Below are 23,413 nucleotides of genomic sequence, written 5' to 3' on the forward strand. Positions count from 1 at the left end.
ATCAATCGATTTGAAGGAGAAGAATTATGTCAATCTTAGTTGCCGGCGGTGCTGGCTATATCGGTTCACATATGGTGGCCGATTTGGTAGAAAAGGGCTATGACGTGGTAGTTGCAGATAACCTGTCTACAGGTCACCGGGCTGCCATTAATCCGCAAGCAAAGTTTTACGAAGGCGACATTCGTGACCGTGCTTTCCTGGATAAAGTTTTTAATCAAGAAAACATCGAAGCGGTTGTTCACTTTGCTGCTTTTTCACTGGTTGCTGAATCAATGAAGAAGCCTCTGAAGTACTTTGATAACAATACTGGTGGTATGATCACCTTGCTGGAAGCAATGCATGATCATGGCATCAAGTACATTGTCTTCTCTTCGACTGCCGCAACTTATGGGATTCCTGAACACATGCCGATCAAGGAAAGTGATCCGCAAGTGCCAATTAATCCTTATGGGGAAAGCAAGTTAGCCATGGAAAAGATCATGAAGTGGTGTGACAAGGCTTACGGTATTCATTTCGTTGCTCTGCGATACTTTAACGTGGCTGGTGCCAAGCCAGATGGAACGATCGGTGAAGACCACCATCCAGAAACTCACTTGGTACCGATTATTCTGCAAGTCGCTGAAGGTAAGCGTAAAGAGCTGTCCATCTTTGGTGATGACTACAACACTCCTGATGGCACCAATGTACGTGACTATGTTCACCCAATGGACTTAGCAGATGCCCATATTTTGGCTATCAAGTACTTGCAGGCTGGTAACCCGTCGAACGCATTTAATCTCGGTTCTTCAACTGGTTTTTCTAACAAGCAGATGCTGGAAGCAGCCCGTGAAGTGACTGGCAAGGAAATCCCTGCTAAGATGGCTCCGCGGCGCCCCGGCGATCCCGATGCACTGGTAGCAGCCAGCGACAAAGCACGGCAGGTATTAGGTTGGAAGCCACAGTACGATGACGTTAAAAAGATCATTGCTACGGCTTGGAAGTGGCATTCAACTCACCCGAATGGTTATGATGACCAAAAGTAGGATTTAAGTAAACAAATATCAAGGGCTGACGGATAGTTATGATTACGTCAGCCTTTTCCTTTGTTGACAGAGACTATAGTATTTTCAATTATCCTTATTTAGGGTTATCATTAAATCATTAATGAAGAAGAAAGGAAGGCTCTTCGGATGAAAATTTTGGCGATTGATACTTCTAACCACCCAATGACGGTTGCCTTGCTAGATGATCGACAACTGCTGGCATCCACAACCTTGAACATGGTGCGCAACCACAGTATCTATTTGATGCCGACTATCGATGAGTTGATGCAGCGCGTTAAGTGGCGTCCCAGTGACTTGGAACGAATCGTAGTTGCCCAGGGCCCTGGTTCGTATACGGGGGTTCGAATTGCCGTCACGACGGCGAAAGTTTTGGCTGCGACCTTAAAGATTGGTTTGGTAGGTGTTTCGAGTTTATCCGTCCTAGCCGCTAACGTGCCACCAATTAATCAAGCGTTGATTGCTCCATTCTTTGATGCTCGCCGTGGCAATGTGTATGGCGGTGTTTACCAGTGGAAGGATCAGCAACTGGTAAATGTGCAAAAGGATGCCCACCTCGCGATGACTGAGTTTGTGGAACAGTTGGGCAAACTCAAGCAGCCGGTTATCCTAGTTGGCCAGTTAACGAAGCGGATTAACCAGCATTTTGATGGTCAATTGCCTGACAACGTAACGCTTTTATCAGCCGGTTATGCCATTCCCGATCCACAAAAATTGGCTCTTCTTGGTGCTGATCAGGATGCGGTGACAGACCTGGATGCTTTTGTACCGCATTATCTTTTGCTGACAGAAGCAGAAGTAGAATGGAAGAAACAACACCCGAACGCCCCACATCGCAACTATGTTCGCGAGGTTTAAGCGTTATTTTTGGGATTCTTGGGGATTGACCCAACGCCAGATCAATTACTCGCCGACACGTAAACATTGTCGTTACCACTACTATTTATTTACTACGGCGCGGGATGAAGATATCCCGGCGATGGTGGACATCGAACGACAAATATATGGTCGTGCTCCCTGGAATCGATTAGCATTCGAAGAGGAATTAGGCCGTGCCAATCGTCTGTATCTAGTAGTTAAAGATGATGATAAGGTTGTGGCCTATGCTGGTTGTGATTATTATTGGCGACGGCGTGACGCTCATATTACTAACATTGCCGTTATGCCAACTTACCAGCACTGTGGTATTGGCACAGAATTGATGATGACGCAGATGGAAGTCGCGAGCCGCTATCAATTAGAGACAATGAGTTTGGAAGTTCGGGTAGAAAATGCAGCGGCAAAGCGGTTATACCACCGACTCGGCTTTCGGGATGGTCGGGTCAAGTACCACTATTATGATGACGACCATGGCGATGCACTCGACATGGTGGCAAAATTAGAGGGAGGATCAAATTTTGACAAAGCGGACTTTAATACTGGCTTTTGAGTCTAGTTGTGATGAAACCAGTGTGGCGGTTGTAGAAAACGGAACGAAGGTCTTGTCCAACGTAGTGGCTACCCAGATTGCCAGCCACCAACGTTTTGGGGGTGTCGTGCCCGAAGTAGCCAGCCGTCACCATATTGAACAGATTACTAAGTGCACCCGTGAAGCATTGGATAGAGCGGATGTCGATTATGATCAGATTGCCGCCGTTGCCGTGACGTATGGCCCGGGGCTGGTTGGGTCATTGCTCGTCGGGGTGACTGCAGCCAAGGCCATTGCTTGGGCGCATCACTTGCCATTGGTTCCAGTTAACCACATGGCGGGGCACTTGTATGCCGCTCGTTTTGTTGGTGAATTTGTTTATCCGCAGCTGGCCCTCTTGGTCTCTGGTGGTCACACGGAGCTAGTCTATATGCCAGTGGAGCACGAGTATGAGATTATCGGTGAAACGCGTGATGACGCGGCTGGTGAGGCCTATGACAAGATCGGTCGGGTGATGGGTGTGAACTATCCGGCCGGCAAGACTGTTGATGAATGGGCTGCTAAGGGTGAAGATACCTTCCATTTCCCACGGGCCATGGAAAAAGAAGCTAATTACGACTTTAGTTTTAGTGGTCTGAAGAGTGCTTTTATCAACGTCGTCCATAATGCACACCAGCGTGGTGAAGAGCTCAGCAAGATCGACCTGGCCGCTAGCTTCCAGCAGAGCGTGGTCGACGTGTTAGCCGAGAAGACGGAGCGGGCACTGGATCGCTACCCTGCTAAACAGTTTATTTTGGCCGGTGGGGTGGCCGCTAACCACGGTTTGCGTAACCGTTTGAGCCACGATTTGAGCAAGAAGTTCCCAGATCTCAGTGTCCTGCAGGCACCGCTGAAGTATTGCGGTGATAATGCTGCGATGATCGGGGCAGCTGGTTACATTAACTATCGTTATGGCGATCGCGCTGGTCTCGACCTCAATGCGGAGCCGAGTTTGATGTTTAGGCATATGTGATTAAGCTGGTAAACCACCTCCTCGGAGCTCCGGTAAGATAGCCTAGGACAGGCGTTGGCGCGGTACGCGTCGACGTCTGTTCGTAGCTATCTCTAGGAGCTCGGTGGTTTACCGCGATTACTAGTGTGAGGAGGAGTTGGCGCAGAATGCGTCGGCTCCTCCTTCGTAGTTAGATACTGAGGGCTCTGAGTGGTGGAGCACGTTATCTTGTGTGATGACAGGCGTTGGCGCGGTACGCGTCGACGTTTGTCCGTAGCTATCTCTAGGAGCTCGGTGGTTTACCGCGATTACTAGTATGAGGAGGAGTTGGCGCAGAATGCGTCGGCTCCTCCTTCGTAGTCGGTGGTTACAAAAAAGGGGCTGGATTTTCCAGTCCCTCTTTTCGTTATTGTTGGTCAAATTCTTCTAGCTTTTCAGCTGCTTCCGTCCAATCTTCTTCGGCTTTATCTGCCTTACTTGTCAGTTCATCGAGCTGCTTTTGGAGGTCGGTCAGTTTGCCAATATCGGTCGCAATTTCCGGCTTGGCCATTTCTTCCTTGATGGCCTCTTGTTTTTCTTCTAGATCGTTCATCAGCTTTTCAGCAGCATCGACTTGTCGTTGGATCTTCCGACGAGCCCGTTGGTTGGCTTTGCTTTCTTGATACGATTGTTGTTTAGCGGACTGCTTGTTGGAACCGCCCTTAGTTTCGTTGTTGTTCCCTTGTTGACTTTGCTGACGCTGTTGTTGCGCTAAGAAGTCATCATAATTACCTTCATAGTGCGTGATGCCATCAGCGTGCATGTCCAGAACGTCAGTTGCCACCTGGTTGATGAAGTAACGGTCGTGGGAGATGAAAAGCACTGTTCCATCAAACTCGTTAATAGCTGTTTCCAGTACTTCCCGGCTGTCAATGTCCAAGTGGTTAGTCGGTTCATCGAGAATTAGAAAGTTAATGGGGATGAAGGCTAGTTTGGTTAATTCCAAGCGGGCCTTTTCGCCACCAGAAAGGTCGTGAATTGGCTTGAAGACGTCGTCACCGACGAAGAGAAATGATCCCAGCAGAGAACGAATCTGTGCTTCTGGAACTTCTGGGTGATCGTCCCAAATTTCGTCTAACACGTTTTTATCGTCGTGCAAGGTTTGCTGCTCTTGGTCGTAGTAGCCAATTTCCAAATTAGCGCCCATCTTGAATGTTCCCGCAATCGGTGGGATTTGCTTCAGTAAGGTTTTGAATAGCGTTGATTTGCCGATCCCGTTAGGACCGATGATGCCAATTCTTTGCCTCCGGTGTTCATTAAAGGAAAGGGGACCAGCGAGAACAGTTTCGTCGTACCCGACTTTCAGTTGCTTGACTTCCAATACCTCGTTGCCACTTTGCTTGTCGCTGTGAAAAGAGAAGTGGATGGAAGCGTCGTCCGTCGTTGGCCGATCCATCCGGTCCATTTTTTCGAGCTGCTTACGCCGAGCTTGAGCTTGTTTGGTTGTCGACGCGCGTACCAGATTTTTATTAACGAAATCTTCTAGCTTAGCGATTTTTTGCTGTTGCTGATGATAATGCTTCATTTCAGTAACTAGCCAGGCCTGCTTTTGTTTGGTAAAGGCCGAGTAATTGCCTCGGTAGTGACGAAGGGTGTGATTATCGAGATCGTAAATTTCGTTGACGACCCGATCCAGGAAATAACGGTCGTGTGATACGACTAACAAAGCGCCTGGATAGGATTTAAGATAATCTTCTAGCCATGATAGGACGTTCATGTCCAAGTGGTTAGTCGGTTCGTCGAGAATTAATAATTGTGGTTGCTGAAGTAAAATTTTTGCTAGTGCTAGCTTGGTCTTCTGACCACCGGAAAGGGAGTTAACTGACAGGTCATCCATGTCTTTGCTAAAACCAAAACCGGTCAAAACGCCACGCATCCGTGAGCGATAATCGAAGCCGCCAGCATCCTTAAATCGCTGTTGCAAATGATCATAAGTGCTCATGGTGCGCTCGTAATTGGGGTCAGTCTCTTGCAAATCAGCTAGTTTATTTTCGATATCTTTAATTTGACTACTCAGTTTGTGAAGTGGGGTAAAGACCGTGTCTAATTCGTGCCAAATGGTGTTTTGACTGTCTAATCCCTGGTCTTGGGCAAGATAGCCAATTTTGAGGCCCTTGACTCTAGTAATGGTACCTTCGTCGGGGGTTGTGATATTGGCAATCATTTTTAGGAGGGTGGTCTTCCCAGCTCCGTTGCGGCCAACTAATGCTACCCGTGCGTGCTCATTGATTTGTAAATTAACATCGTGAAACAAAACGTCTGCGCCAAAGCGACGCAAAACGTTGTTGGTTTGCAACAGTAACATTGTATTTCCTCCTTAGACATTCCTTTTATTTTATCATATTTTGCTTTAAAATTAGGAGACAAGCGTCTTACTTTTCTTGAAAAAACATTCACAAAGATTCGCTTCATTGTTATAATATACATAAAGACAAATTCACAATTGATAGATCGGGGGAACGCATATGGCAACGCGCAAGATACCGCGGGCAACGGCAAGACGGCTACCAGTCTATTACCGTTACTTAAACGTTCTAAAAAACGCCAATAAAGATCGCATTTCGTCAACAGAATTATCTGACGCCGTTCAAGTCGACTCTGCCACTATTCGGCGTGACTTTTCCTATTTTGGCGAACTGGGAAAACGTGGTTATGGTTATGATGTAGCAAAATTACTAAAATTCTTTAAGGGTATTCTCAACCAAGATAAGTTGACTAGTGTGGCCTTGGTTGGAGTCGGTAGTTTAGGTAGTGCTTTGATGAACTACAATTTCCACCAAAACACCAATTTACGAATTAGTGCAGCCTTTGACAACCGTCCTGAACTAGTTAACAAGGTCAAGAGTGGCATTCCGGTATATCCAATGTCCGAACTCAAGAAGCAGTTGCGTGACCAACAAATCGATGCGGTTATCTTGGCCGTGCCTTCTGATGCATCCCAACTGGTTGCTAACCAGCTAGTTGATGCCGGAATTCACGGAATCCTTAACTTCACGCCTGTGCGTTTGCAGGTTCCTTCATCCGTTCAGGTTCAAAATATTGATTTGACGAATGAACTTCAAACATTGATCTACTTTATTGAAAATAATCGTCAAGATGATGATGAAGATTAACGAGGTAGATTATCAATTTTCATACCTAGGTTTGCGACAGTGACGGCTGTTTGGCGGACCTAGGTTTTTCTTTTAGGCGTAAAATAGTCAAATTTGGTCAAATTAATTGTTGCAATCTGGAATGAGCATGGTATAGTAGATCATGTAATTAGCACTTGATGCAGTTGAGTGCTAAATCTGCTAATGCTGATAACGACAAACAATCTTTAAAAAAGTAATTGGAGGGATTCACGTGTTAAAACCATTAGGTGATCGTGTTGTTCTGCAGGCTGAACCAGAAGAAAAAGAAGTTGGCGGCATCGTCTTAGCTTCAAATGCTAAGGGCAAGCCAACTACTGGGACGGTTGTTGCCGTTGGTGCTGGCCGGACTTTGGACAACGGCAAGGTTGTCGCTCCGGTTGTTAAGAAGGGCGACAAGGTGATGTTCGACAAGTACGCCGGCAACGAAGTGGACTACGATGGTGAAAAGTACCTGATCGTTCACGAAAAGGACATCGTTGCTGTTGTGGACTAATCTTTCCACGCATAATAAATGTACGTTGAATCTATAAAAAATAAATCAAATTTTGAGGTGACAAAATAATGGCAAAAGAAATTCGTTTTGCTGAAGATGCTCGTTCACGTATGCTGAAGGGTGTTGACAAGCTGGCTGACACTGTTAAGACGACGATTGGTCCTAAGGGCCGTAACGTTGTGCTCGAACAAAACTACGGTGCACCAACGATCACTAACGACGGTGTAACGATTGCTAAGAGCATTGACCTGGAAGATCATTTCGAAAACATGGGTGCCAAGCTGGTTAGCGAAGTTGCTTCTAAGACTAACGACGTTGCCGGTGACGGTACTACGACTGCTACTGTTTTGACACAGGCTATCGTTAACGAAGGCATGAAGAACGTTACTGCCGGTGCTAACCCAATCGGTGTTCGTCGTGGGATCGACAAGGCTACCCAAACTGCTGTGGAAAGCCTGAAGAAGATGTCTGTTCCGGTTAAGAGCCGTGACGACATTGCACAAATTGCTTCTATTTCAGCTGCTGACAGCAAGATCGGTCAACTGATTGCTGACGCCATGGAAAAAGTGGGCCACGATGGTGTTATCACTATCGAAGATTCCCGTGGTGTACAAACCAGTGTTGACGTTGTCGAAGGGATGAGCTTCGATCGCGGTTACATGTCACAATACATGGTTACCGACAACGACAAGATGGAAGCCGACCTCGACAATCCTTACATTCTGATTACTGACAAGAAGATCAGCAACATCCAAGACATTTTGCCATTGCTGCAAGAAGTTGTTCAACAGGGTCGCGCTCTGCTGATCATCGCTGATGACATTACTGGTGAAGCTCTCCCAACTCTGGTTCTTAACAAGATGCGTGGTACCTTCAATGTATGTGCCGTTAAGGCTCCTGGCTTTGGCGACCGTCGTAAGGCACAGCTGGCAGATATCGCCGTTCTGACCGGTGGGACTGTCATCTCTGATGACCTTGGCATGAACCTGAAGGATGTTTCAATTGACCAATTAGGCCAAGCTAACAAGGTTACTGTTACTAAGGACACCACCACAATCGTTGACGGTGCTGGTAGCAAGGAATCAATTGACGAACGGGTTGACCAAATTAAGAAGTCAATTTCTGAGACTTCCTCAAGCTTTGACAAGGAAAAGCTTCAAGAACGTCTGGCTAAGTTAGCCGGTGGTGTTGCCGTTGTTAAGGTCGGTGCCGCAACTGAAACCGAACTGAAGGAACGCAAGTACCACATCGAAGACGCTCTGAACGCCACCCGTGCCGCTGTGGACGAAGGATTCGTTCCTGGTGGTGGTACTGCACTGGTTAACGTCATTCCTGACCTGCAGAAGCTGGAAGACAAGTCCGAAGGTGACGAAAAGACCGGTGTTAAGATCGTCAAGGCTGCTCTGGAAGCACCTGTACGTCAAATCGCTGAAAACGCTGGTGTTGAAGGTTCCGTCATTGTTGACCATCTGAAGAGCGAAAAGCCTGGTATTGGTTACAACGCCGCTGTTGACAAGTTTGAAAACATGGTTGACGCCGGGATTGTTGACCCAACCAAGGTTACCCGTTCAGCTCTGCAAAACGCCGCTTCAGTATCATCATTGCTGTTGACGACTGAAGCCGTTGTGGCTGACAAGCCTGAACCAAAGGATAACAATGCTCAACCTGGTGCCGGCGCAGGTGCTGGTATGGGCGGTGCAATGTAATCGCGCTGATTATTCAAATACAAAATCAATCCGGTGGGCAATCCACCGGATTTTTTTATTGGCTAAAATCGACATTTACTAACAATTTGTCTGTAAATAAGACAAAGTCAGCGGAGCTTGCTAGCAATCGCCAAAATAGTGTTGTAGAATATCACCTGAGTATTTTTTGGAGGATCTAATATGTGGCGATATTTAAAACGGGTTTTGATTGGTAAACCACTCAAGACCCTGGATGAAGGGCGGACCCGTCTGACAAAGTTTAAGGCGCTGGCCATGCTTTCATCAGACGCCTTGTCGTCTGTTGCATACGGGACGGAACAAATTACGACTGTCCTGGTCACTTTATCGAGTGCCGCAATTTGGTACTCATTGCCAATCGCGGGAATCGTTCTGATTCTGCTGTTGGCCATTACGTTATCGTACCGGCAAATCATCCATGCTTACCCGAGTGGTGGTGGTGCTTACGTAGTCGCAACTAAAAACTGGGGGTCTAACGGGGGCTTAGTCGCTGGTGGATCACTACTGGTCGATTATATGTTGACGGTGGCCGTTTCCACGACTGCCGGCACTGAAGCGATCACATCTGCTATTCCGGCGCTGTACCGTTTTTCAATTCCGATTTCGATTGTGATTGTCTTGCTGATCATGATGATGAATCTACGGGGAATGAGTGAGAGCGCAAACTTCTTGACGGTTCCCGTTTACTTCTTCGTTATCGTCATCACCGCGATGATCATTTGGGGTGCATTTCGGATTGCTACTGGTCAGGTCACATACCGGGCAACGGCAGGTGTTGGTACGCCGGTAGCAGGGATGAGTGCAGCCCTCTTTATTCGGGCATTCTCTGCTGGTTCTTCTTCACTGACTGGTGTTGAAGCGATCAGTAATGCGGTTCCCAATTTCAATCACCCGAAGCGTAAGAATGCAGCTGCTACTCTGTCGATCATGAGTTTGATTTTGGCAACCTTCTTCACTGGCATTACCTTCTTCAGCTTTTACTTAGGGATTGTGCCTAATGCTCACCAAACCGTTCTGGCCCAAATTGGTACGCAGATCTTTGGTGGACATGGACTAGGCTTCTATCTGTTGCAGCTGTCGACGGCAATGATCTTAGCTGTTGCGGCTAATACTGGTTTCTCAGCCTTTCCAATTCTGGCTTTCAACATGGCTCGTGACAAGTACATGCCACATGCTTTTATGGACCGTGGGGACCGGCTTGGCTATTCTAACGGAATTATTTCTCTGGCCGTTGGTGCTATTGTTTTGATCTTAATCTTCCACGGGAAGACCAACATGCTGATCCCGCTTTACGCTGTCGGTGTGTTCGTTCCGTTTACTCTTTCTCAATCAGGGATGATTATCCACTGGTTCCGGGTTCGTGAAGGTATCTGGTTAGGGAAATCGTTTATTAACTTAGTCGGTGCACTGATCTCACTGAGCTTGGTTGTCTTCTTGTTCTGGCAACACTTTGGTAACGTCTGGCCTTACCTGATTATCATGCCGGTGCTGCTGTACATGTTCCACAAGATTCATTCTCACTACGTGATGGTTGCTCGGCAACTTCACATTGCCGAGAAGACGAAAGTCCAGCTCCATGACTACGATGGTGCGACCGTTATTGTTCTTGTCGGTAACGTAACCCGGGTGACGAGAGGGGCTATCAATTACGCTCGCTCAATCGGGGACTACGTCATTGCCATGCACGTTTCATTTGATGAGAACCCTGGCAAGGAGCACCGGACGGCTAACGAATTCAAATCGGAGTTCCCGGATGTCCGTTTTGTTGACATTCACTCGTCTTACCGCTCAATCGGGGGACCAACAATTCGCTTTGTCGATGTCATTGCAAAGCGGGCGGCAGCGCGAAATTATTCCACAACGGTTCTCGTGCCACAATTTGTGCCGAAGAAGCCGTGGCAATTGGCTCTGCATAACCAAACCAGCTTACGTTTGCGGGCTTTGCTGAATTCGCGGGAAAACATTATCGTTGCTAACTACAATTACCACTTGAAACAGTAAATGAAAAACGAGGTCGTTAGTTGCGGCCTCGTTTATTTTATTTCGATGATTTGTATGGCACCTCGTGAAAGTGGGGTGCTCCTTTTTTAAACTGCAATTGATCAGCAAAACGGTTGGTCAGGTTGATTTTTAAAGCATCATACTGGTCACTGTTGACGAAGCAGCTCATTTTGACATTCACACCGTAATCCTCTTTATCAATCGTAATTTGATGTTCTTTCAGGAAATAGCTTACGGCGTCGTGCTGGGCATAGGGAACGGTGATGATCATCGTTGCCTGCTTTATGCGTTGGACAATTCCGGCTGCTTCAAGTGCATTGGTCGTAGTGTTGCTGTATGCCCTGATCAAACCGCCAGCGCCGAGCTTGATGCCGCCGAAGTAACGGGTCACGACGGCCAACACATTATGCAGGTGCATCATCTGGAGCGACTTGAGAATAGGAACGCCAGCTGTGCCACTGGGTTCACCGTTGTCGCTTTCACGTTGGATACTATCATCATCACCCACCATGTAGGCAAAGCAGTTGTGGTTGGCTTTGCGGTTTTCAGTACGCACTTGTTCGATGATCTGTTGGGCTTGGTCCTCAAGATCGATGCGGAAAACCTGGCCGATAAAACGTGATTTTTTGATAATTGCTGTATACTCAGCATTGTGTGCAATTGTTAAAAACATTCTGGTGATTCCTTCTTTTCTAACGTAGTTATGACTAGGAGGGATATTTATGGAAATCAGTGATTTCTATGGTAGACGGGTGATTGTCAATAAACATGAAACAGTGGACGTGGCAAATGCACAGAAACTACCTACCATGAAAGTAGGCCGGCGTCAGGTACGTTGCCTGCGGTGCAATCATTTGTCTGATCGAAGAACGGCTGCTTTACCGAATGGGCAATATTATTGTCGTCACTGTATTCAGTTAGGACGAGTCTCAACTTTAGACCAATTTTACCACCTCCCAGAACCAAATCAATTTCAGGTCAAACGACCGGTGCTAACTTGGCAGGGGCAACTATCGCCACTCCAATCAAGAGTATCCGCTGAAGTAAGTGCCGGAATGGCGAGACATGAGCATCGCTTGTTGTGGGCCGTTACTGGGGCGGGGAAAACGGAAATGATTTTTCCGGGGCTAGCGGCCGCTCTTAAACGAGGTGAACGGGTAGGGCTTGCTTCACCCCGTGTCGACGTTTGCTTGGAGTTATATCCGCGACTACAAAAAGCATTTGCTAACACACCGATCGCACTACTCCACGGTCGCAATCCTCAACCTTATCATTACCGCCAATTAACGATCTGCACGACCCACCAGTTGCTGCGTTTTTATCGGGCTTTTGATAATCTGATTGTTGATGAGGTCGATGCTTTTCCCTATGCTGCTAACGAAAGCCTGCTTTTTGCCACGGAGCAGGCCATCAAAAAGAATGGTGGTTTGCTCATGATGACTGCTACTCCCGGCCGAGTGTTGATGCGTCAGGTCAGGCGTCATCAATTAGCAGTCAGCTATTTGCCGCTGCGTTTTCACGGTCAGCCACTACCTCAAATTAAGGAAGAGTTGGTAACGGGTTGGCGCAAACAGTTGGAAAAAGGACGTTTTCCAAGACCAGTGCAGAAGCAGTTAGGGGAATGGGTTCGGTCAGGGCAACGCTTTTTATTCTTTGTTCCTCACATCAGTGATTTGCGTCCTGCGCGGGAAATCATGGCAAAGCATTGGCCAGGCCTCAAACTGCGAACGGTATATGCTGCCGATTCTGAGCGCTTAGCTAAGGTTCAGGAGATGAGAAAACAAGAAGTGCAGGCTTTAATCACCACCACAATTATGGAACGGGGCGTTACTTTTCCCGGAATTGACTTGGGTGTCTTAGGAGCCGATGACCTCGTTTTTTCCTCATCCGCTCTAGTGCAGATTGCTGGTCGAGTGGGGCGATCGGCAAAGCGCCCCACGGGTAAGGTTGTTTTTTGGGTGGATACAGTTTGCCGATCGGTTCAAGAAGCGCAAAGACAAATTCGTTTGATGAATAGGCGGGGAAGGAAGCTCAAGGATGAAATGTCTGCTCTGTAACCGCCACTTATCTTGGGAACCGCGGCTTGGCCAGTGGTTAAAGCTGGGCTCGATTGATGCACCTGTTATCTGTCGGCAATGTCGCGGAAAATTTCGTCATTATCCCAAACCACATTGCCCTGGCTGTGGTCGCCATGCCGAACGCAACGGGAAATATTGTGTTGAATGTCAGCAGTGGCAGAATAAACTGGGATGGGCAATTCATCATCGTTGTCTGTATTTCTATGATGATGCTATGAAGGACTTGATGCACTGCTACAAATTTCAGGGTGATTATTTGTTACGCCAAATTTTTCAAAGGGAAATGACACAGCGAGCAATTGAACAGCAGGTAGATTACATCGTCCCCATTCCGGTTACTGCAACGACAATGCAACAACGTGGCTTTAACCAAGTGGAAGGTCTGCTTACGTGCTCCTTATCTCATTTCTTGACCACTATTTCCCGGGAAAAACGGGCTCAATCAACCAAGAGTCGCCAGGAGCGGCTAGCTACGCCACAGCCATTCCAACTAGCAGTTGATACGAATGAAATACGAGGCAAACGAATTTTATTGGTTGATGATGTTTACACGACGGGGCGCACAATCTATCATGCCGCCTCTTTATTTCATGAAGCTGGTGCTAAAGAGGTGCTGGGACTCAGTTTAGCAGGTTAAACTTTGGTGAAATCGGTTCCTATTTCATTGTTTCTAGGACTTAACTACTCTATAATAAAGATAGGATATGAGAAGAGTGGTCCTTCTGATATCAGATCAAGCTAGATTGGCTTGGACTGAAAGGAGAGAGTACAATATGTTAACATTCAATATTCGTGGAGAAAATGTTGAAGTAACTGAGGCAATCCGTAATTACGTCATCAAACGGATTAGCAAACTGGAAAAGTTCTTTGAGGACAACGTGCAGGCTATCGCTCACGTTAACTTGAAGGTATACCCAAACCGTTCATACAAGGTGGAAGTTACGATCCCACTGCCATTCCTGACATTACGTGCTGAAGAAACTTCTAACGACATGTATGGTAGTATTGACTTGGTAACTGACAAATTGGAACGCCAGATTCGCAAGTACAAGACCAAGGTTAACCGTAAGTCACGTGAAACCGGAATGCAGACACCAGAATTCGTTGACAACGATGATGATGAAGCCTCAGATGACGATTTGAAGATCGTTCGTACCAAGCAAATCTCCTTAAAGCCGATGGATTCTGAAGAAGCTGTTCTGCAAATGGACATGCTGGGTCACGATTTCTTTATCTTCCAGGATGCTGATACTGATGGTACCAGTGTTGTTTACCGTCGCAAAGATGGCCGTTATGGCTTAATTGAAATTGACTAATTAAGGGCTTGGCCTTAACGAGCATCCGGTTTTCCGGGTGCTTTTCTTTTAGTTTTGTGACAACGGATCTGATGGATGAAACCACTCAAGAAGAAAATGTTGTCACTCTTGCAGATTAGTTCTCAAGAGACGCTCAACATGGTAAAATAAAATGTATTTTGTATATCAGCTAAAATGCTGCAATGACAACTGGAAGTCACTGCCATTGTGATAATTAATGAATAGGGGAAGGACGTTTAGATGGCAAACGTACTTAGAAAATGGATTGAAAGTGACCGTCACGAATTACGGCGCATCAACAAGATCGCTAATAAGGTTGACTCATATGCCAAAGAAATGGGTCAGATGACCGATGATGAGCTCAAAGCCAAGACACCAGAATTTCGTGAACGGATTAAAAAGGGTGAAAGCCTAGATGATCTCTTACCAGAAGCCTTTGCTGTTGCTCGTGAAGGCGCCAAGCGTGTGTTGGGCCTCTACCCGTTCCATGTACAGGTAATGGGTGGAATTGTCCTGCACGAAGGTAACATTGCGGAAATGAAGACTGGTGAAGGGAAGACTTTGACCGCTACCATGCCAGTGTACCTTAACGCTTTGACTGGCAAGGGCGTCCACGTTATTACCGTTAATGAATACCTGTCGCAACGTGATGCTACTCAAATGGGTCAGCTGTACAACTGGTTAGGGTGTTCCGTTGGGGTCAATGGTTCAGAAAAATCACCTGACGAGAAGCGGAAGGCTTATGCGGCCGACATTATGTACTCGACCAACGGTGAAATCGGCTTCGACTACCTGCGTGATAACATGGCCGTTTACAAAGAAGACCAGGTTCAACGGGGACTCAACTACGCCATTGTCGACGAAGTGGACTCCATTTTGATCGATGAAGCCCGGACGCCACTGATCATTTCTGGACCAGGTACGGGAACATCAAAGCTGTACCAACAAACAGACCGTTTTGTTAAAAAGTTGAAGAAGGATCTGGATTACAAGATCGATTTGGAATCCAAGACGGTTTCACTGACTGATTCAGGCATTAAGAAGGCTGAACAGTACTTTAACCTAGATAACCTGTACGATCAACAAAACACGGCCTTGACTCACCACTTAGATCAGGCTTTGCGTGCTAACTACATCATGATTCGTGATAAAGATTACGTGGTAACCAATGGCGAAGTTATGATTGTTGATTCGTTTACCGGCCGGATCATGAAGGGCCGTCGCTTCTCTGACGGTTTGCACCAAGCCATCGAAGCCAAGGAACACGTCGAAATTCAGGAAGAAAACAAGACGATGGCAGATATCACCTACCAAAACCTCTTCCGGATGTACAACAAACTGGCGGGGATGACTGGGACTGCTAAGACTGAACAAGAGGAATTTCGTGAAATTTACAATATGCAAACGATCACGATTCCGACTAACAAACCCGTCATCCGTGATGACGAACCAGACTTACTATACCCAACGCTGGATAGTAAGTTCCGCGCCGTAGTTAACCGGATTAAGAAGCTGCACAAGAAGGGTCAACCGGTACTGGTTGGGACTGTCGCTGTTGAAACTTCTGAACGTTTATCCAAGATGCTCGACAAGGAAAATATCCCGCACGTTGTTTTGAACGCGAAGAATCACGCCAAAGAAGCCGACATCATCAAGAACGCCGGCCAGGTCGGTGCCGTGACGATTGCTACCAACATGGCTGGTCGTGGGACTGATATTAAATTGGGACCTGGTGTCAAGGAACTCGGTGGCCTGGCAGTGATTGGGACTGAACGTCACGAATCACGGCGGATCGATAACCAACTGCGTGGTCGTTCTGGCCGGCAAGGTGACCCTGGTCTGTCACAGTTCTACTTGTCACTGGAAGATGACCTGATGCGGCGCTTCGGTGGTGACCGCATCAAGGATTTCTTGAGCCGGATGAATGTTAAGGATGAAGATGCCGTTATCAAGTCTCGTTTCCTGACGCACCAAGTTGAGTCAGCTCAAAAGCGGGTTGAAGGTAACAACTACGACTCCCGGAAGAACGTTCTGCAGTACGATGACGTGATGCGTGAGCAACGTGAAATTATTTACAAAGAACGTCAACAGATTATCACGGAAAAGAAGTCGCTGAAGTGGGTCCTGATGCCGATGGTTAAGCGGACGATCGAACGCGAAGTGGACCAGCACACCCTGGGTGACCAGAAAGAATGGAAACTGCAGGAGATTGTCGACTTTGCTGTTGAAGTGCTCGTTAAGCCGGATGAAATCAGTGTTAAGGATCTGCAAGGCAAGTCCAAGCAGGAAATCGTTGATTATCTGATGGGATTGGCAAATGGAGTTTACAAGCAAAAGCAAAAACAACTCTATGATCCTGCTCAGATGCTTGAGTTCGAAAAAGTTGTTATCCTGCGGGTTGTCGACTCACACTGGACCGATCATATTGACATGATGGACCAGTTCCGGCAATCAGTTGGTCTGCGTGGTTACGGCCAATTGAACCCCTTAGTTGAATACCAAACCGCTGGCTACCACATGTTTGAAGAAATGGTGGCTGATATTGAATACGAATCAACCCGTCTCTTTATGAAGTCAGAGATTCGGCAAAACGTTGCACGTTAATACAAAAAAGAGGCGGCACCAGAATTCTTGAATTTTGGCCCGTCTTTTTTGTAAATGCAGATTGGAGCAAACATGGAATTAAGTGAAGCAAGTAAACAAGTAGAAGCAATGCATGACGAAATCATGCGCTTCGGGAGGTCTCTTTGACCTTGATGCCCTCGATGAGCAGATAGCCGAAAATGAGCAGCAAATGGCTGCACCAGATTTTTGGAATGATAACGTCAAAGCACAGAAAGTGATTGATGAAAATAACCAATTGAAAGACAAGCGTGATAACTTTGTTCAATTGCGTGATTCAGTTGGTGATCTGCAGACAGCGGTAGAACTGCTGAATGCTGAACCGGATCCAGATTTGCAGAAGGATTTTGAAAAACAATTTGCGGCTACCCAAAAACAATTGCGTGATTACCGCTTAAATCAATTGCTGGATGGCAAATACGACAGTCGTAACGCCATCGTGGAAATTCACCCGGGAGCTGGTGGCACAGAAGCTCAGGACTGGGGCCAGATGTTGATGCGGATGTATATCCGTTGGGCTGATTCACACGGTTTTAAGACCGAAGTAGCTTCCTATGAGGCTGGTGAAACGGCCGGGGTGAAGTCTGTCACTTTGCTGATTCAAGGTCATAATGCCTATGGTTATCTGCATTCTGAAAAGGGTGTCCACCGTCTCGTTCGTATTTCTCCTTTTGACTCGGCGGGCCGTCGGCATACTTCTTTTGCATCGGTGGATGTCATGCCGGAATTGGATGAGACGATTAAAGTGGACATTAATCCAGATGATTTACGGGTTGATGTTTTCCGTTCTAGTGGTGCCGGTGGACAACACGTCAACAAAACGAGTTCGGCTGTCCGTATTACTCACTTGCCGACTGGAATCGTTGTATCGTCACAGGCGGAACGTTCACAACTTCAAAACCGTCAGACCGCGATGAACATGTTGAAGTCCAAGCTCTACGAGTTGGAAGAGCAGAAAAAAGCTGAGAAGAAGGCCCAGATTGAAGGTCAACAGCTGGACATTGGCTGGGGTTCGCAAATTCGCTCTTATGTTTTCTGCCCCTATACTTTGGTTAAGGATAACCGGAGCGGCTACGAAACCCACAACGTTGATGCCGTGATGGATGGAGATTTGGATCCTTTCATCAATGCTTATCTGCAGTGGAAATTAAGTAAGAAAAATCCTCAATAAGGGTAATTGCAGTCTGGACCTAAAACAAGTAAGATTAGGTGAAGAGAGGAGTGATGGCGCATGCGGCGCCGAGAAGATCAAGAGAAAAAATTGACCCGTTCATCAACTGATCGTTATGTAGCTGGTGTTTTCGGTGGATTTGCTCAATATTTTGGCCTAAAAGCTAACGTTTTGCGGGTTCTCTTCATCGTCCTAATGATCATTACGGGAATTGTACCGTGTACCATTCTTTACTTTATGTGTGCTTTGGTTATGCCGCCGGATGCAAATGATACTAGCATTACGGGCGTTTTAGCCAATCTCTTGGGAGTGGGCCAAAACAATCGCAATAATGGTAATCCATCACAACGTAAAGAATTACACGATGTTGAAGAACATGATATTAATAAAGGGCAACGGCGTTAGACCGCTAGGACTTTAAGGGAGTGAACTTTAGTGGTAGACAGTGTTAGTGTTGAAACACTTGTGAAAAACACACGATTAAAGGTTATGCAGGGCTCTGAGTACCTACAGCGGCCAATTTTAACACCGGAAATATCCCGTCCAGCTTTGGAACTGGCTGGTTATTTCACTCATTATCCAAAAGAACGAATTCAAATGCTAGGCATTACGGAAACGTCTTTTGCGAAGGATTTAACGGAAAAACAGCGGACGGACTACATGACCAAGATGTGTACACCGCAAACGCCATGTTTTGTGATCAGCACCAATCTGCCTGCTCCTAAGGAACTGCTTAAAGCGGCTAAAGATCACCACATTCCGATCTTAAGTAGCCAGCACACGTCATCAAAAGCCATTTCTTACATGACTTCGTTTTTGACACGTCAGTTGGCCGACCGGGAGTCTATCCATGGGGTCCTTGTTGATATCAATGGTGTCGGCGTGCTGATTACTGGTGATTCTGGTGTTGGTAAGAGTGAAACAGCGCTAGAATTGGTGCGTCGTGGTCACCGTCTAGTGGCTGATGACCGGGTTGAAGTTTACGCCTTTGATGAACAAACCTTGGTTGGCCAGGCTCCGAAAATTCTCAATCACCTGATGGAGATTCGGGGAATTGGGATCATCGATGTCATGACACTTTACGGAACGGCTGCCGTGATGCCATCTGATAATATTGACTTTATCGTCCACCTGGAGACGTGGACACCGGATGTTCAGTTTGACCGGTTGGGCGATCGTGGTGACACACGGGAAATTCGTGGTGTTCGCGTTCCTCAGGTTTCGATTCCTGTTAAGACTGGTCGAAACTTAGCCATTATCATTGAATCAGCAGCGATGAACTTCCGTGCTGAATCAATGGGTTACGATGCTACTCAGACTTTTGACAATAACCTTAACCGGCTAATTAAGGAAAACTCAGCTAAGGATAGTCAGAAACATGATTAATTCTTTGCTTCTAGGGGCACTGAACCCGATTGCCTTTCGGTTTGGGGCAATTCAGGTTCACTGGTACGGCATATTTATTGGTAGTGCAGTGATCATTGCACTGTGGCTTGCAGTGCGTGAGGGCCATCGGCAGGGTTTAGACGAGGATGTCTTCTATGATTACCTGCTCTGGGCTTTGCCCATTGCCATTATCTGCGCCCGAATCTACTATGTTGTCTTTCAGTGGCCATACTATGCCTTACATCCTGATGAAATCATCGCTATTTGGGACGGGGGAATTGCCATTTATGGAGCTATTATTGGTGGTTTTTTCGTGCTTTACTTTTATTGCCGTCATCACCATTTATCTGCTTGGCAGTTGCTCGACATCATTGCGCCTACGGTGATAATGGCGCAAGGAATCGGCCGCTGGGGCAATTTCATGAATCAGGAAGCTTTCGGGCGCATTACAACTCGAGCGGCTCTGCTGAGTCAGCATATTCCTCATTGGATCATCAACCAGATGTTGATTTCCGGTCATTACCGTGTACCAACGTTTTTGTATGAATCATTGTGGGACCTTGTTGGCTTTGCCCTATTGATGATTTTGCGCCACCGCCGCCACCTGTTTAAACGCGGTGAGGTGTTCTTGTCTTATGTGTTGTGGTACGCCACTGGGCGTTTCTTTATTGAAGGAATGCGGACTGATAGCTTAATGCTCGGCCCGATCCGGATTTCTCAGCTATTGTCGTTAGTCTTTTTTGTGGCTGCTTTGGTTATCTTGATCACGCGTCGGCGCCAAAAGCGTCTACCGTGGTACCTTGTGAAGGGAGAAAATAAAAATGAGTAAAGTTGCAGTTCTTGGTGCTGGTTCTTGGGGGAGTATTTTAGCCAACTTATTGACTGGCAATGGTGAAGACACCTGGTTGTGGGCACGTGATCCGGAACAAGTAGAAACATTTAACCGTTGGCACGTCAACCCAAAGTACATGGAAGATTTTAAGTACTCAACCGACCTGCACGTTACCAACAATATGGAAGAAGCCGTTAAGGATGCTGAGTTTGTACTGATTGTTATTCCGACTAAAGGAATTCGTCAGGTAGCTACTAAATTAGGCAAGTTATTAAAAAAGCTGAATATGAAGCCGTTGATTATTCACGCTACCAAGGGATTGGAACAAAATACCTACAACCGGCCATCTGAAATCATCGCTGAATGTGTTGCCCCGGAAAATCGGCAAGACATCGTTGTTCTGTCGGGGCCAAGTCATGCTGAAGACGTCGCTATTCAGGATATGACTGCCGTTACAGCTGCTTGCACTGATTTGAAGGCTGCCGAAAGGGTTCAAAAACTCTTCTCAAATAACTACTTCCGTGTGTACACTAATGATGACGTCATCGGTGCCGAGTATGGCGCTGCACTGAAAAATATCATTGCTCTTGGTGCTGGTTGCTTAACTGGTCTCGGCTACAAAGACAATGCACGTGCCGCTCTGATTACCCGTGGCTTGGCCGAAATTCGTCGTCTTGGCGTAGCTTTCGGTGCTAACCCGTTTACCTTTATCGGTTTGTCTGGTGTCGGTGACTTGGTTGTCACTTGTACCAGCAAGAACTCCCGTAACTGGCGTGCCGGTTACCAGTTAGGACAGGGGCGGCGCCTTGATGATGTCATCTCTCACATGGGAATGGTTATCGAAGGGGTCTATACCGTCAAAGCAGCACATGAACTCGCTGCAAAACGCCATGTAAAAATGCCGATCACTGACGCTCTATACCGTGTCCTGTATGAAGATGAGGACGTTGAACAAGCTATCACTGAGCTGATGAATCGTTCGGTCACTACTGAATTAGAATAGCTTGTGGTATACTTATTATTGGCTACCAGAGAGAGTGGCATGAAAGGATTTTGACAAATGAGAAAAGTTCGTAAGGCAATTATTCCAGCTGCTGGTTTGGGGACACGTTTCCTACCCGCAACTAAGGCGTTGGCAAAGGAAATGCTTCCGATCGTGGACAAACCGACGATTCAGTTTATCGTTGAGGAAGCGCGTAAATCCGGCATCGAAGACATTGTCGTTGTCGATGGCAAAAATAAGCGTTCGATCGAAGACCACTTCGATTCCAACCCAGAACTGGAGGATAACCTGCAGGCAAAGCACAAGGATGCCATGCTGAAGTTGGTTCAAGAAACGACGGATATTAATATTTACTTTATTCGTCAATCACACCCGCGTGGCTTAGGTGATGCTGTCCTGACGGCTCGTGACTTTATTGGGGACGAACCTTTTGTCGTCATGTTAGGTGATGACTTAAACAACATTAACGGTCAGGGTGAACCACTGACTAAGCAGTTGATTGAAAGTTACCAGCGTACCGGTGCTTCAACCCTGGCTGTCATGCGTGTACCACACGAAGACACTGCCAAATATGGTGTGATCAACCCAAGCAAGGAAGTCATCCCAGGGCTCTACAACGTCACGAGTTTCGTTGAAAAACCGGCGCCAAAGGATGCACCGAGTGACTTGGCTATCATCGGTCGTTACATCTTCAATCCTGAAATCTTTGATGTATTGGCTAAGACAAAGCCAGGTAAGGGTAATGAAATTCAACTGACTGATGCTATTGACACGTTGAACAAGACCCAACGTGTATTTGCACACGAATTTAAGGGTCAACGCTACGATGTTGGTAACAAGTTTGGCTGGATTAAGACTAATATTCAGTATGGTCTTGAGCACCCACAGGTGAAGGAAGACCTGCGTCAATACATCGAAGAATTAGGTGACCAATTGAAGGCCGAAGATAAGGCCAAGGCTAGTCACAATAAGAAGTAAGTTTAATTAACGGGGCAGCCGTTGAGGTGCTCCGTTTATTTTTGCCTTTTTACTTATTAAAAATAAGCAAAAAGCTCGACAAAAATCTAAAAATTGGTATGATAAAAGCAATATCAACCTAGAGGAGGAGTCATCATGGCAGAAGAAAAGAAAACCGACTATGATGTCATCATTATTGGAGCCGGCCCAGGCGGTATGACCGCTGCACTGTACGCTTCGCGTGCTAATCTGTCTGTCCTGATGTTAGATCGGGGAATTTATGGCGGTAATTTAAATAACACTGCTGAAATTGAAAATTATACGGGATTCAAGTCAGTTAAGGGGCCAGAATTAGCCGAAAAGATGTATCAAGGAGCCACTCAATTTGGGGCTGCCTACGCTTACGGCAGTGTCACTAGCATTGAAGATGAAGGCGAATGGAAACAAGTGACTACTGACATGGATGAACAATTCCGTGCTCGGGCTATCATCATTGCTACCGGGGCCACTCAGCGTCATCTTGGAGTGCCGGGCGAAGATAAGTTTAGTGGCCGAGGTGTCTCTTATTGTGCGGTTTGTGACGGAGCTTTCTTTAAAGGCAAACAACTAATCGTCGTTGGTGGTGGGGATTCTGCCGTTGAAGAAGGAATGTATCTCACTCAGCTGGCTGACCAGGTAACCGTCGTCGTTCGTAAAGATCATTTACGGGCGCAGCCTTTGCTGCAAGAACGGGCCAAGAAGGACGATAAGCTTAAGTTTTTGTTCAGTCACAGTATTACCGCCATTGATGGTGACGAGGTAAAAGTCAATGGGGTACACCTAGTCAACAATGAGACTGGAGAAAAGTCGACGATGCCAATTGATGGCGTGTTTATCTATGTCGGTAGCGTCCCGATGACAGAGCCATTTAAGTCACTCGGTATTTTAGATGATAAAGGTTGGGTCATTACTGATGCTAAGATGGCGACGAAGATTCCAGGCATTTACGCGATTGGAGATGTTCGGGAGACTCCACTGCGTCAGATTGCAACTGCTGTTGGCGATGGCGCTATTGCTGGTCAGGAAGTATACCATTATCTGCAAAGTCAAAAAAAGACAGTTTAAAAAATTTTTATCAGAAATGGACAGTGTGAAATCACTGTCCGTTTTTGGTGTTGATAACGTTTCATTGTTTTTATTGTTGGGGTATACTTAATTGTGAATATATCGGAATGAATG

The 23,413-nt window shown here is 46.6% G+C and carries 21 protein-coding genes; 19 read left to right on the forward strand and 2 right to left on the reverse strand.

The window, feature by feature from the left end; all coding sequences use genetic code 11:
* Positions 1–26 precede the first annotated feature (26 nt).
* The 4 genes from galE to tsaD all read left to right on the forward strand — a co-directional run bounded on the left by galE (position 27) and on the right by tsaD (position 3,460).
* Positions 27–1,022, forward strand: coding sequence for a UDP-glucose 4-epimerase GalE (gene galE, locus AB3114_RS07070; RefSeq protein ID WP_367342550.1), 996 nt, complete (start codon positions 27–29; stop codon positions 1,020–1,022).
* 147 nt (positions 1,023–1,169) lie between these two features.
* Positions 1,170–1,898 (forward strand): tRNA (adenosine(37)-N6)-threonylcarbamoyltransferase complex dimerization subunit type 1 TsaB, encoded by a 729-nt coding sequence (gene tsaB, locus AB3114_RS07075; RefSeq protein ID WP_367342551.1) that lies wholly within the window; start codon positions 1,170–1,172, stop codon positions 1,896–1,898.
* A gap of 25 nt (positions 1,899–1,923) precedes the next feature.
* Complete coding sequence (gene rimI, locus AB3114_RS07080; RefSeq protein WP_367342552.1) at positions 1,924–2,469, forward strand: ribosomal protein S18-alanine N-acetyltransferase; 546 nt, start codon at positions 1,924–1,926, stop codon at positions 2,467–2,469.
* Positions 2,438–3,460, forward strand: a complete 1,023-nt coding sequence (gene tsaD / locus AB3114_RS07085; RefSeq protein ID WP_367342553.1) for a tRNA (adenosine(37)-N6)-threonylcarbamoyltransferase complex transferase subunit TsaD — start codon at positions 2,438–2,440, stop codon at positions 3,458–3,460. The genes rimI and tsaD overlap by 32 nt, the downstream gene beginning before the upstream one ends.
* Before the next feature lie 385 nt (positions 3,461–3,845).
* Here the strand turns inward: tsaD and AB3114_RS07090 are convergent, their stop codons facing one another.
* Entirely contained in the window at positions 3,846–5,783 is a 1,938-nt protein-coding gene (locus AB3114_RS07090; protein WP_367342554.1) for an ABC-F family ATP-binding cassette domain-containing protein, read from the reverse strand.
* A gap of 160 nt (positions 5,784–5,943) precedes the next feature.
* Here AB3114_RS07090 and AB3114_RS07095 point away from each other — a divergent pair, with 160 nt between their 5' ends.
* The 4 genes from AB3114_RS07095 to AB3114_RS07110 all read left to right on the forward strand — a co-directional run bounded on the left by AB3114_RS07095 (position 5,944) and on the right by AB3114_RS07110 (position 10,830).
* Positions 5,944–6,591 (forward strand): redox-sensing transcriptional repressor Rex, encoded by a 648-nt coding sequence (locus AB3114_RS07095; protein ID WP_367342555.1) that lies wholly within the window; start codon positions 5,944–5,946, stop codon positions 6,589–6,591.
* 232 nt (positions 6,592–6,823) lie between these two features.
* On the forward strand, positions 6,824–7,105 hold the full coding sequence (gene groES / locus AB3114_RS07100) for a co-chaperone GroES (protein ID WP_367342556.1): 282 nt from the start codon (positions 6,824–6,826) through the stop codon (positions 7,103–7,105).
* 68 nt (positions 7,106–7,173) lie between these two features.
* Positions 7,174–8,811, forward strand: a complete 1,638-nt coding sequence (gene groL, locus AB3114_RS07105) for a chaperonin GroEL (RefSeq protein ID WP_367342557.1) — start codon at positions 7,174–7,176, stop codon at positions 8,809–8,811.
* A 180-nt stretch (positions 8,812–8,991) separates the two neighbouring features.
* Complete coding sequence (locus AB3114_RS07110; protein ID WP_367342558.1) at positions 8,992–10,830, forward strand: APC family permease; 1,839 nt, start codon at positions 8,992–8,994, stop codon at positions 10,828–10,830.
* 37 nt (positions 10,831–10,867) lie between these two features.
* Here AB3114_RS07110 and AB3114_RS07115 read toward each other — a convergent pair whose 3' ends face one another.
* The gene (locus tag AB3114_RS07115) at positions 10,868–11,512 is read right to left on the reverse strand and encodes a YigZ family protein (RefSeq protein WP_367342585.1); all 645 of its coding nucleotides are present in this window, start codon (positions 11,510–11,512) and stop codon (positions 10,868–10,870) included.
* Between the two features lie 40 nt (positions 11,513–11,552).
* Between AB3114_RS07115 and AB3114_RS07120 the strand changes: the two genes are divergently transcribed.
* The 11 genes from AB3114_RS07120 (at position 11,553) to trxB (ending at position 23,299) form a co-directional block, all read left to right on the forward strand.
* On the forward strand, positions 11,553–12,887 hold the full coding sequence (locus tag AB3114_RS07120; protein ID WP_367342559.1) for a DEAD/DEAH box helicase: 1,335 nt from the start codon (positions 11,553–11,555) through the stop codon (positions 12,885–12,887).
* Positions 12,868–13,545 carry a ComF family protein gene (locus tag AB3114_RS07125; protein ID WP_367342560.1) on the forward strand — a complete coding sequence of 226 codons (678 nt, stop codon included), beginning with the start codon at positions 12,868–12,870 and terminating at the stop codon, positions 13,543–13,545. Before AB3114_RS07120 ends, AB3114_RS07125 begins: the two co-directional genes overlap by 20 nt.
* A gap of 136 nt (positions 13,546–13,681) precedes the next feature.
* A complete protein-coding gene (raiA, locus tag AB3114_RS07130) occupies positions 13,682–14,224 on the forward strand; it encodes a ribosome-associated translation inhibitor RaiA (RefSeq protein ID WP_367342561.1) in 543 nt (180 codons plus the stop codon).
* A 240-nt stretch (positions 14,225–14,464) separates the two neighbouring features.
* Complete coding sequence (gene secA, locus AB3114_RS07135) at positions 14,465–16,828, forward strand: preprotein translocase subunit SecA (RefSeq protein WP_367342562.1); 2,364 nt, start codon at positions 14,465–14,467, stop codon at positions 16,826–16,828.
* Positions 16,829–16,900: 72 nt separating this feature from the next.
* A protein-coding gene (prfB, locus tag AB3114_RS07140; protein ID WP_367342586.1) for a peptide chain release factor 2 occupies positions 16,901–18,017 on the forward strand; the annotation gives its coding sequence in 2 pieces (ribosomal slippage) (positions 16,901–16,960 and positions 16,962–18,017; 1,116 coding nt in all).
* A gap of 60 nt (positions 18,018–18,077) precedes the next feature.
* On the forward strand, positions 18,078–18,422 hold the full coding sequence (locus tag AB3114_RS07145; protein WP_367342563.1) for a PspC domain-containing protein: 345 nt from the start codon (positions 18,078–18,080) through the stop codon (positions 18,420–18,422).
* A gap of 30 nt (positions 18,423–18,452) precedes the next feature.
* Entirely contained in the window at positions 18,453–19,403 is a 951-nt protein-coding gene (gene hprK / locus AB3114_RS07150; RefSeq protein ID WP_367342564.1) for an HPr(Ser) kinase/phosphatase, read from the forward strand.
* A complete protein-coding gene (gene lgt / locus AB3114_RS07155; protein ID WP_367342565.1) occupies positions 19,396–20,232 on the forward strand; it encodes a prolipoprotein diacylglyceryl transferase in 837 nt (278 codons plus the stop codon). The genes hprK and lgt overlap by 8 nt, the downstream gene beginning before the upstream one ends.
* The gene (locus AB3114_RS07160; RefSeq protein WP_367342566.1) at positions 20,225–21,238 is read left to right on the forward strand and encodes an NAD(P)H-dependent glycerol-3-phosphate dehydrogenase; all 1,014 of its coding nucleotides are present in this window, start codon (positions 20,225–20,227) and stop codon (positions 21,236–21,238) included. The genes lgt and AB3114_RS07160 overlap by 8 nt, the downstream gene beginning before the upstream one ends.
* Positions 21,239–21,295: 57 nt before the next feature.
* Complete coding sequence (galU, locus tag AB3114_RS07165) at positions 21,296–22,216, forward strand: UTP--glucose-1-phosphate uridylyltransferase GalU (RefSeq protein WP_367342567.1); 921 nt, start codon at positions 21,296–21,298, stop codon at positions 22,214–22,216.
* Between the two features lie 135 nt (positions 22,217–22,351).
* The gene (trxB, locus tag AB3114_RS07170) at positions 22,352–23,299 is read left to right on the forward strand and encodes a thioredoxin-disulfide reductase (RefSeq protein WP_367342568.1); all 948 of its coding nucleotides are present in this window, start codon (positions 22,352–22,354) and stop codon (positions 23,297–23,299) included.
* The last annotated feature ends 114 nt before the right edge of the window (positions 23,300–23,413 follow it).

This window comes from Limosilactobacillus sp. (assembly GCF_040772465.1).
In the GTDB taxonomy this organism is placed as follows: domain Bacteria; phylum Bacillota; class Bacilli; order Lactobacillales; family Lactobacillaceae; genus Limosilactobacillus.

What these genes read in the sequence shown, in the direction of transcription:
- raiA (WP_367342561.1), top strand. Translation starts at nt 13,682, where the DNA reads ATGTTAACATTCAATATTCGTGGAGAAAATGTTGAAGTAACTGAGGCA.
- lgt (WP_367342565.1), top strand. Translation starts at nt 19,396, where the DNA reads ATGATTAATTCTTTGCTTCTAGGGGCACTGAACCCGATTGCCTTTCGG.
- secA (WP_367342562.1), top strand. Translation starts at nt 14,465, where the DNA reads ATGGCAAACGTACTTAGAAAATGGATTGAAAGTGACCGTCACGAATTA.
- AB3114_RS07095 (WP_367342555.1), top strand. Translation starts at nt 5,944, where the DNA reads ATGGCAACGCGCAAGATACCGCGGGCAACGGCAAGACGGCTACCAGTC.
- AB3114_RS07125 (WP_367342560.1), top strand. Translation starts at nt 12,868, where the DNA reads ATGAAATGTCTGCTCTGTAACCGCCACTTATCTTGGGAACCGCGGCTT.
- AB3114_RS07120 (WP_367342559.1), top strand. Translation starts at nt 11,553, where the DNA reads ATGGAAATCAGTGATTTCTATGGTAGACGGGTGATTGTCAATAAACAT.
- AB3114_RS07145 (WP_367342563.1), top strand. Translation starts at nt 18,078, where the DNA reads ATGCGGCGCCGAGAAGATCAAGAGAAAAAATTGACCCGTTCATCAACT.
- groL (WP_367342557.1), top strand. Translation starts at nt 7,174, where the DNA reads ATGGCAAAAGAAATTCGTTTTGCTGAAGATGCTCGTTCACGTATGCTG.
- AB3114_RS07090 (WP_367342554.1), bottom strand. Translation starts at nt 5,783, where the DNA reads ATGTTACTGTTGCAAACCAACAACGTTTTGCGTCGCTTTGGCGCAGAC.
- AB3114_RS07110 (WP_367342558.1), top strand. Translation starts at nt 8,992, where the DNA reads ATGTGGCGATATTTAAAACGGGTTTTGATTGGTAAACCACTCAAGACC.
- trxB (WP_367342568.1), top strand. Translation starts at nt 22,352, where the DNA reads ATGGCAGAAGAAAAGAAAACCGACTATGATGTCATCATTATTGGAGCC.
- tsaB (WP_367342551.1), top strand. Translation starts at nt 1,170, where the DNA reads ATGAAAATTTTGGCGATTGATACTTCTAACCACCCAATGACGGTTGCC.
- AB3114_RS07160 (WP_367342566.1), top strand. Translation starts at nt 20,225, where the DNA reads ATGAGTAAAGTTGCAGTTCTTGGTGCTGGTTCTTGGGGGAGTATTTTA.
- galU (WP_367342567.1), top strand. Translation starts at nt 21,296, where the DNA reads ATGAGAAAAGTTCGTAAGGCAATTATTCCAGCTGCTGGTTTGGGGACA.
- galE (WP_367342550.1), top strand. Translation starts at nt 27, where the DNA reads ATGTCAATCTTAGTTGCCGGCGGTGCTGGCTATATCGGTTCACATATG.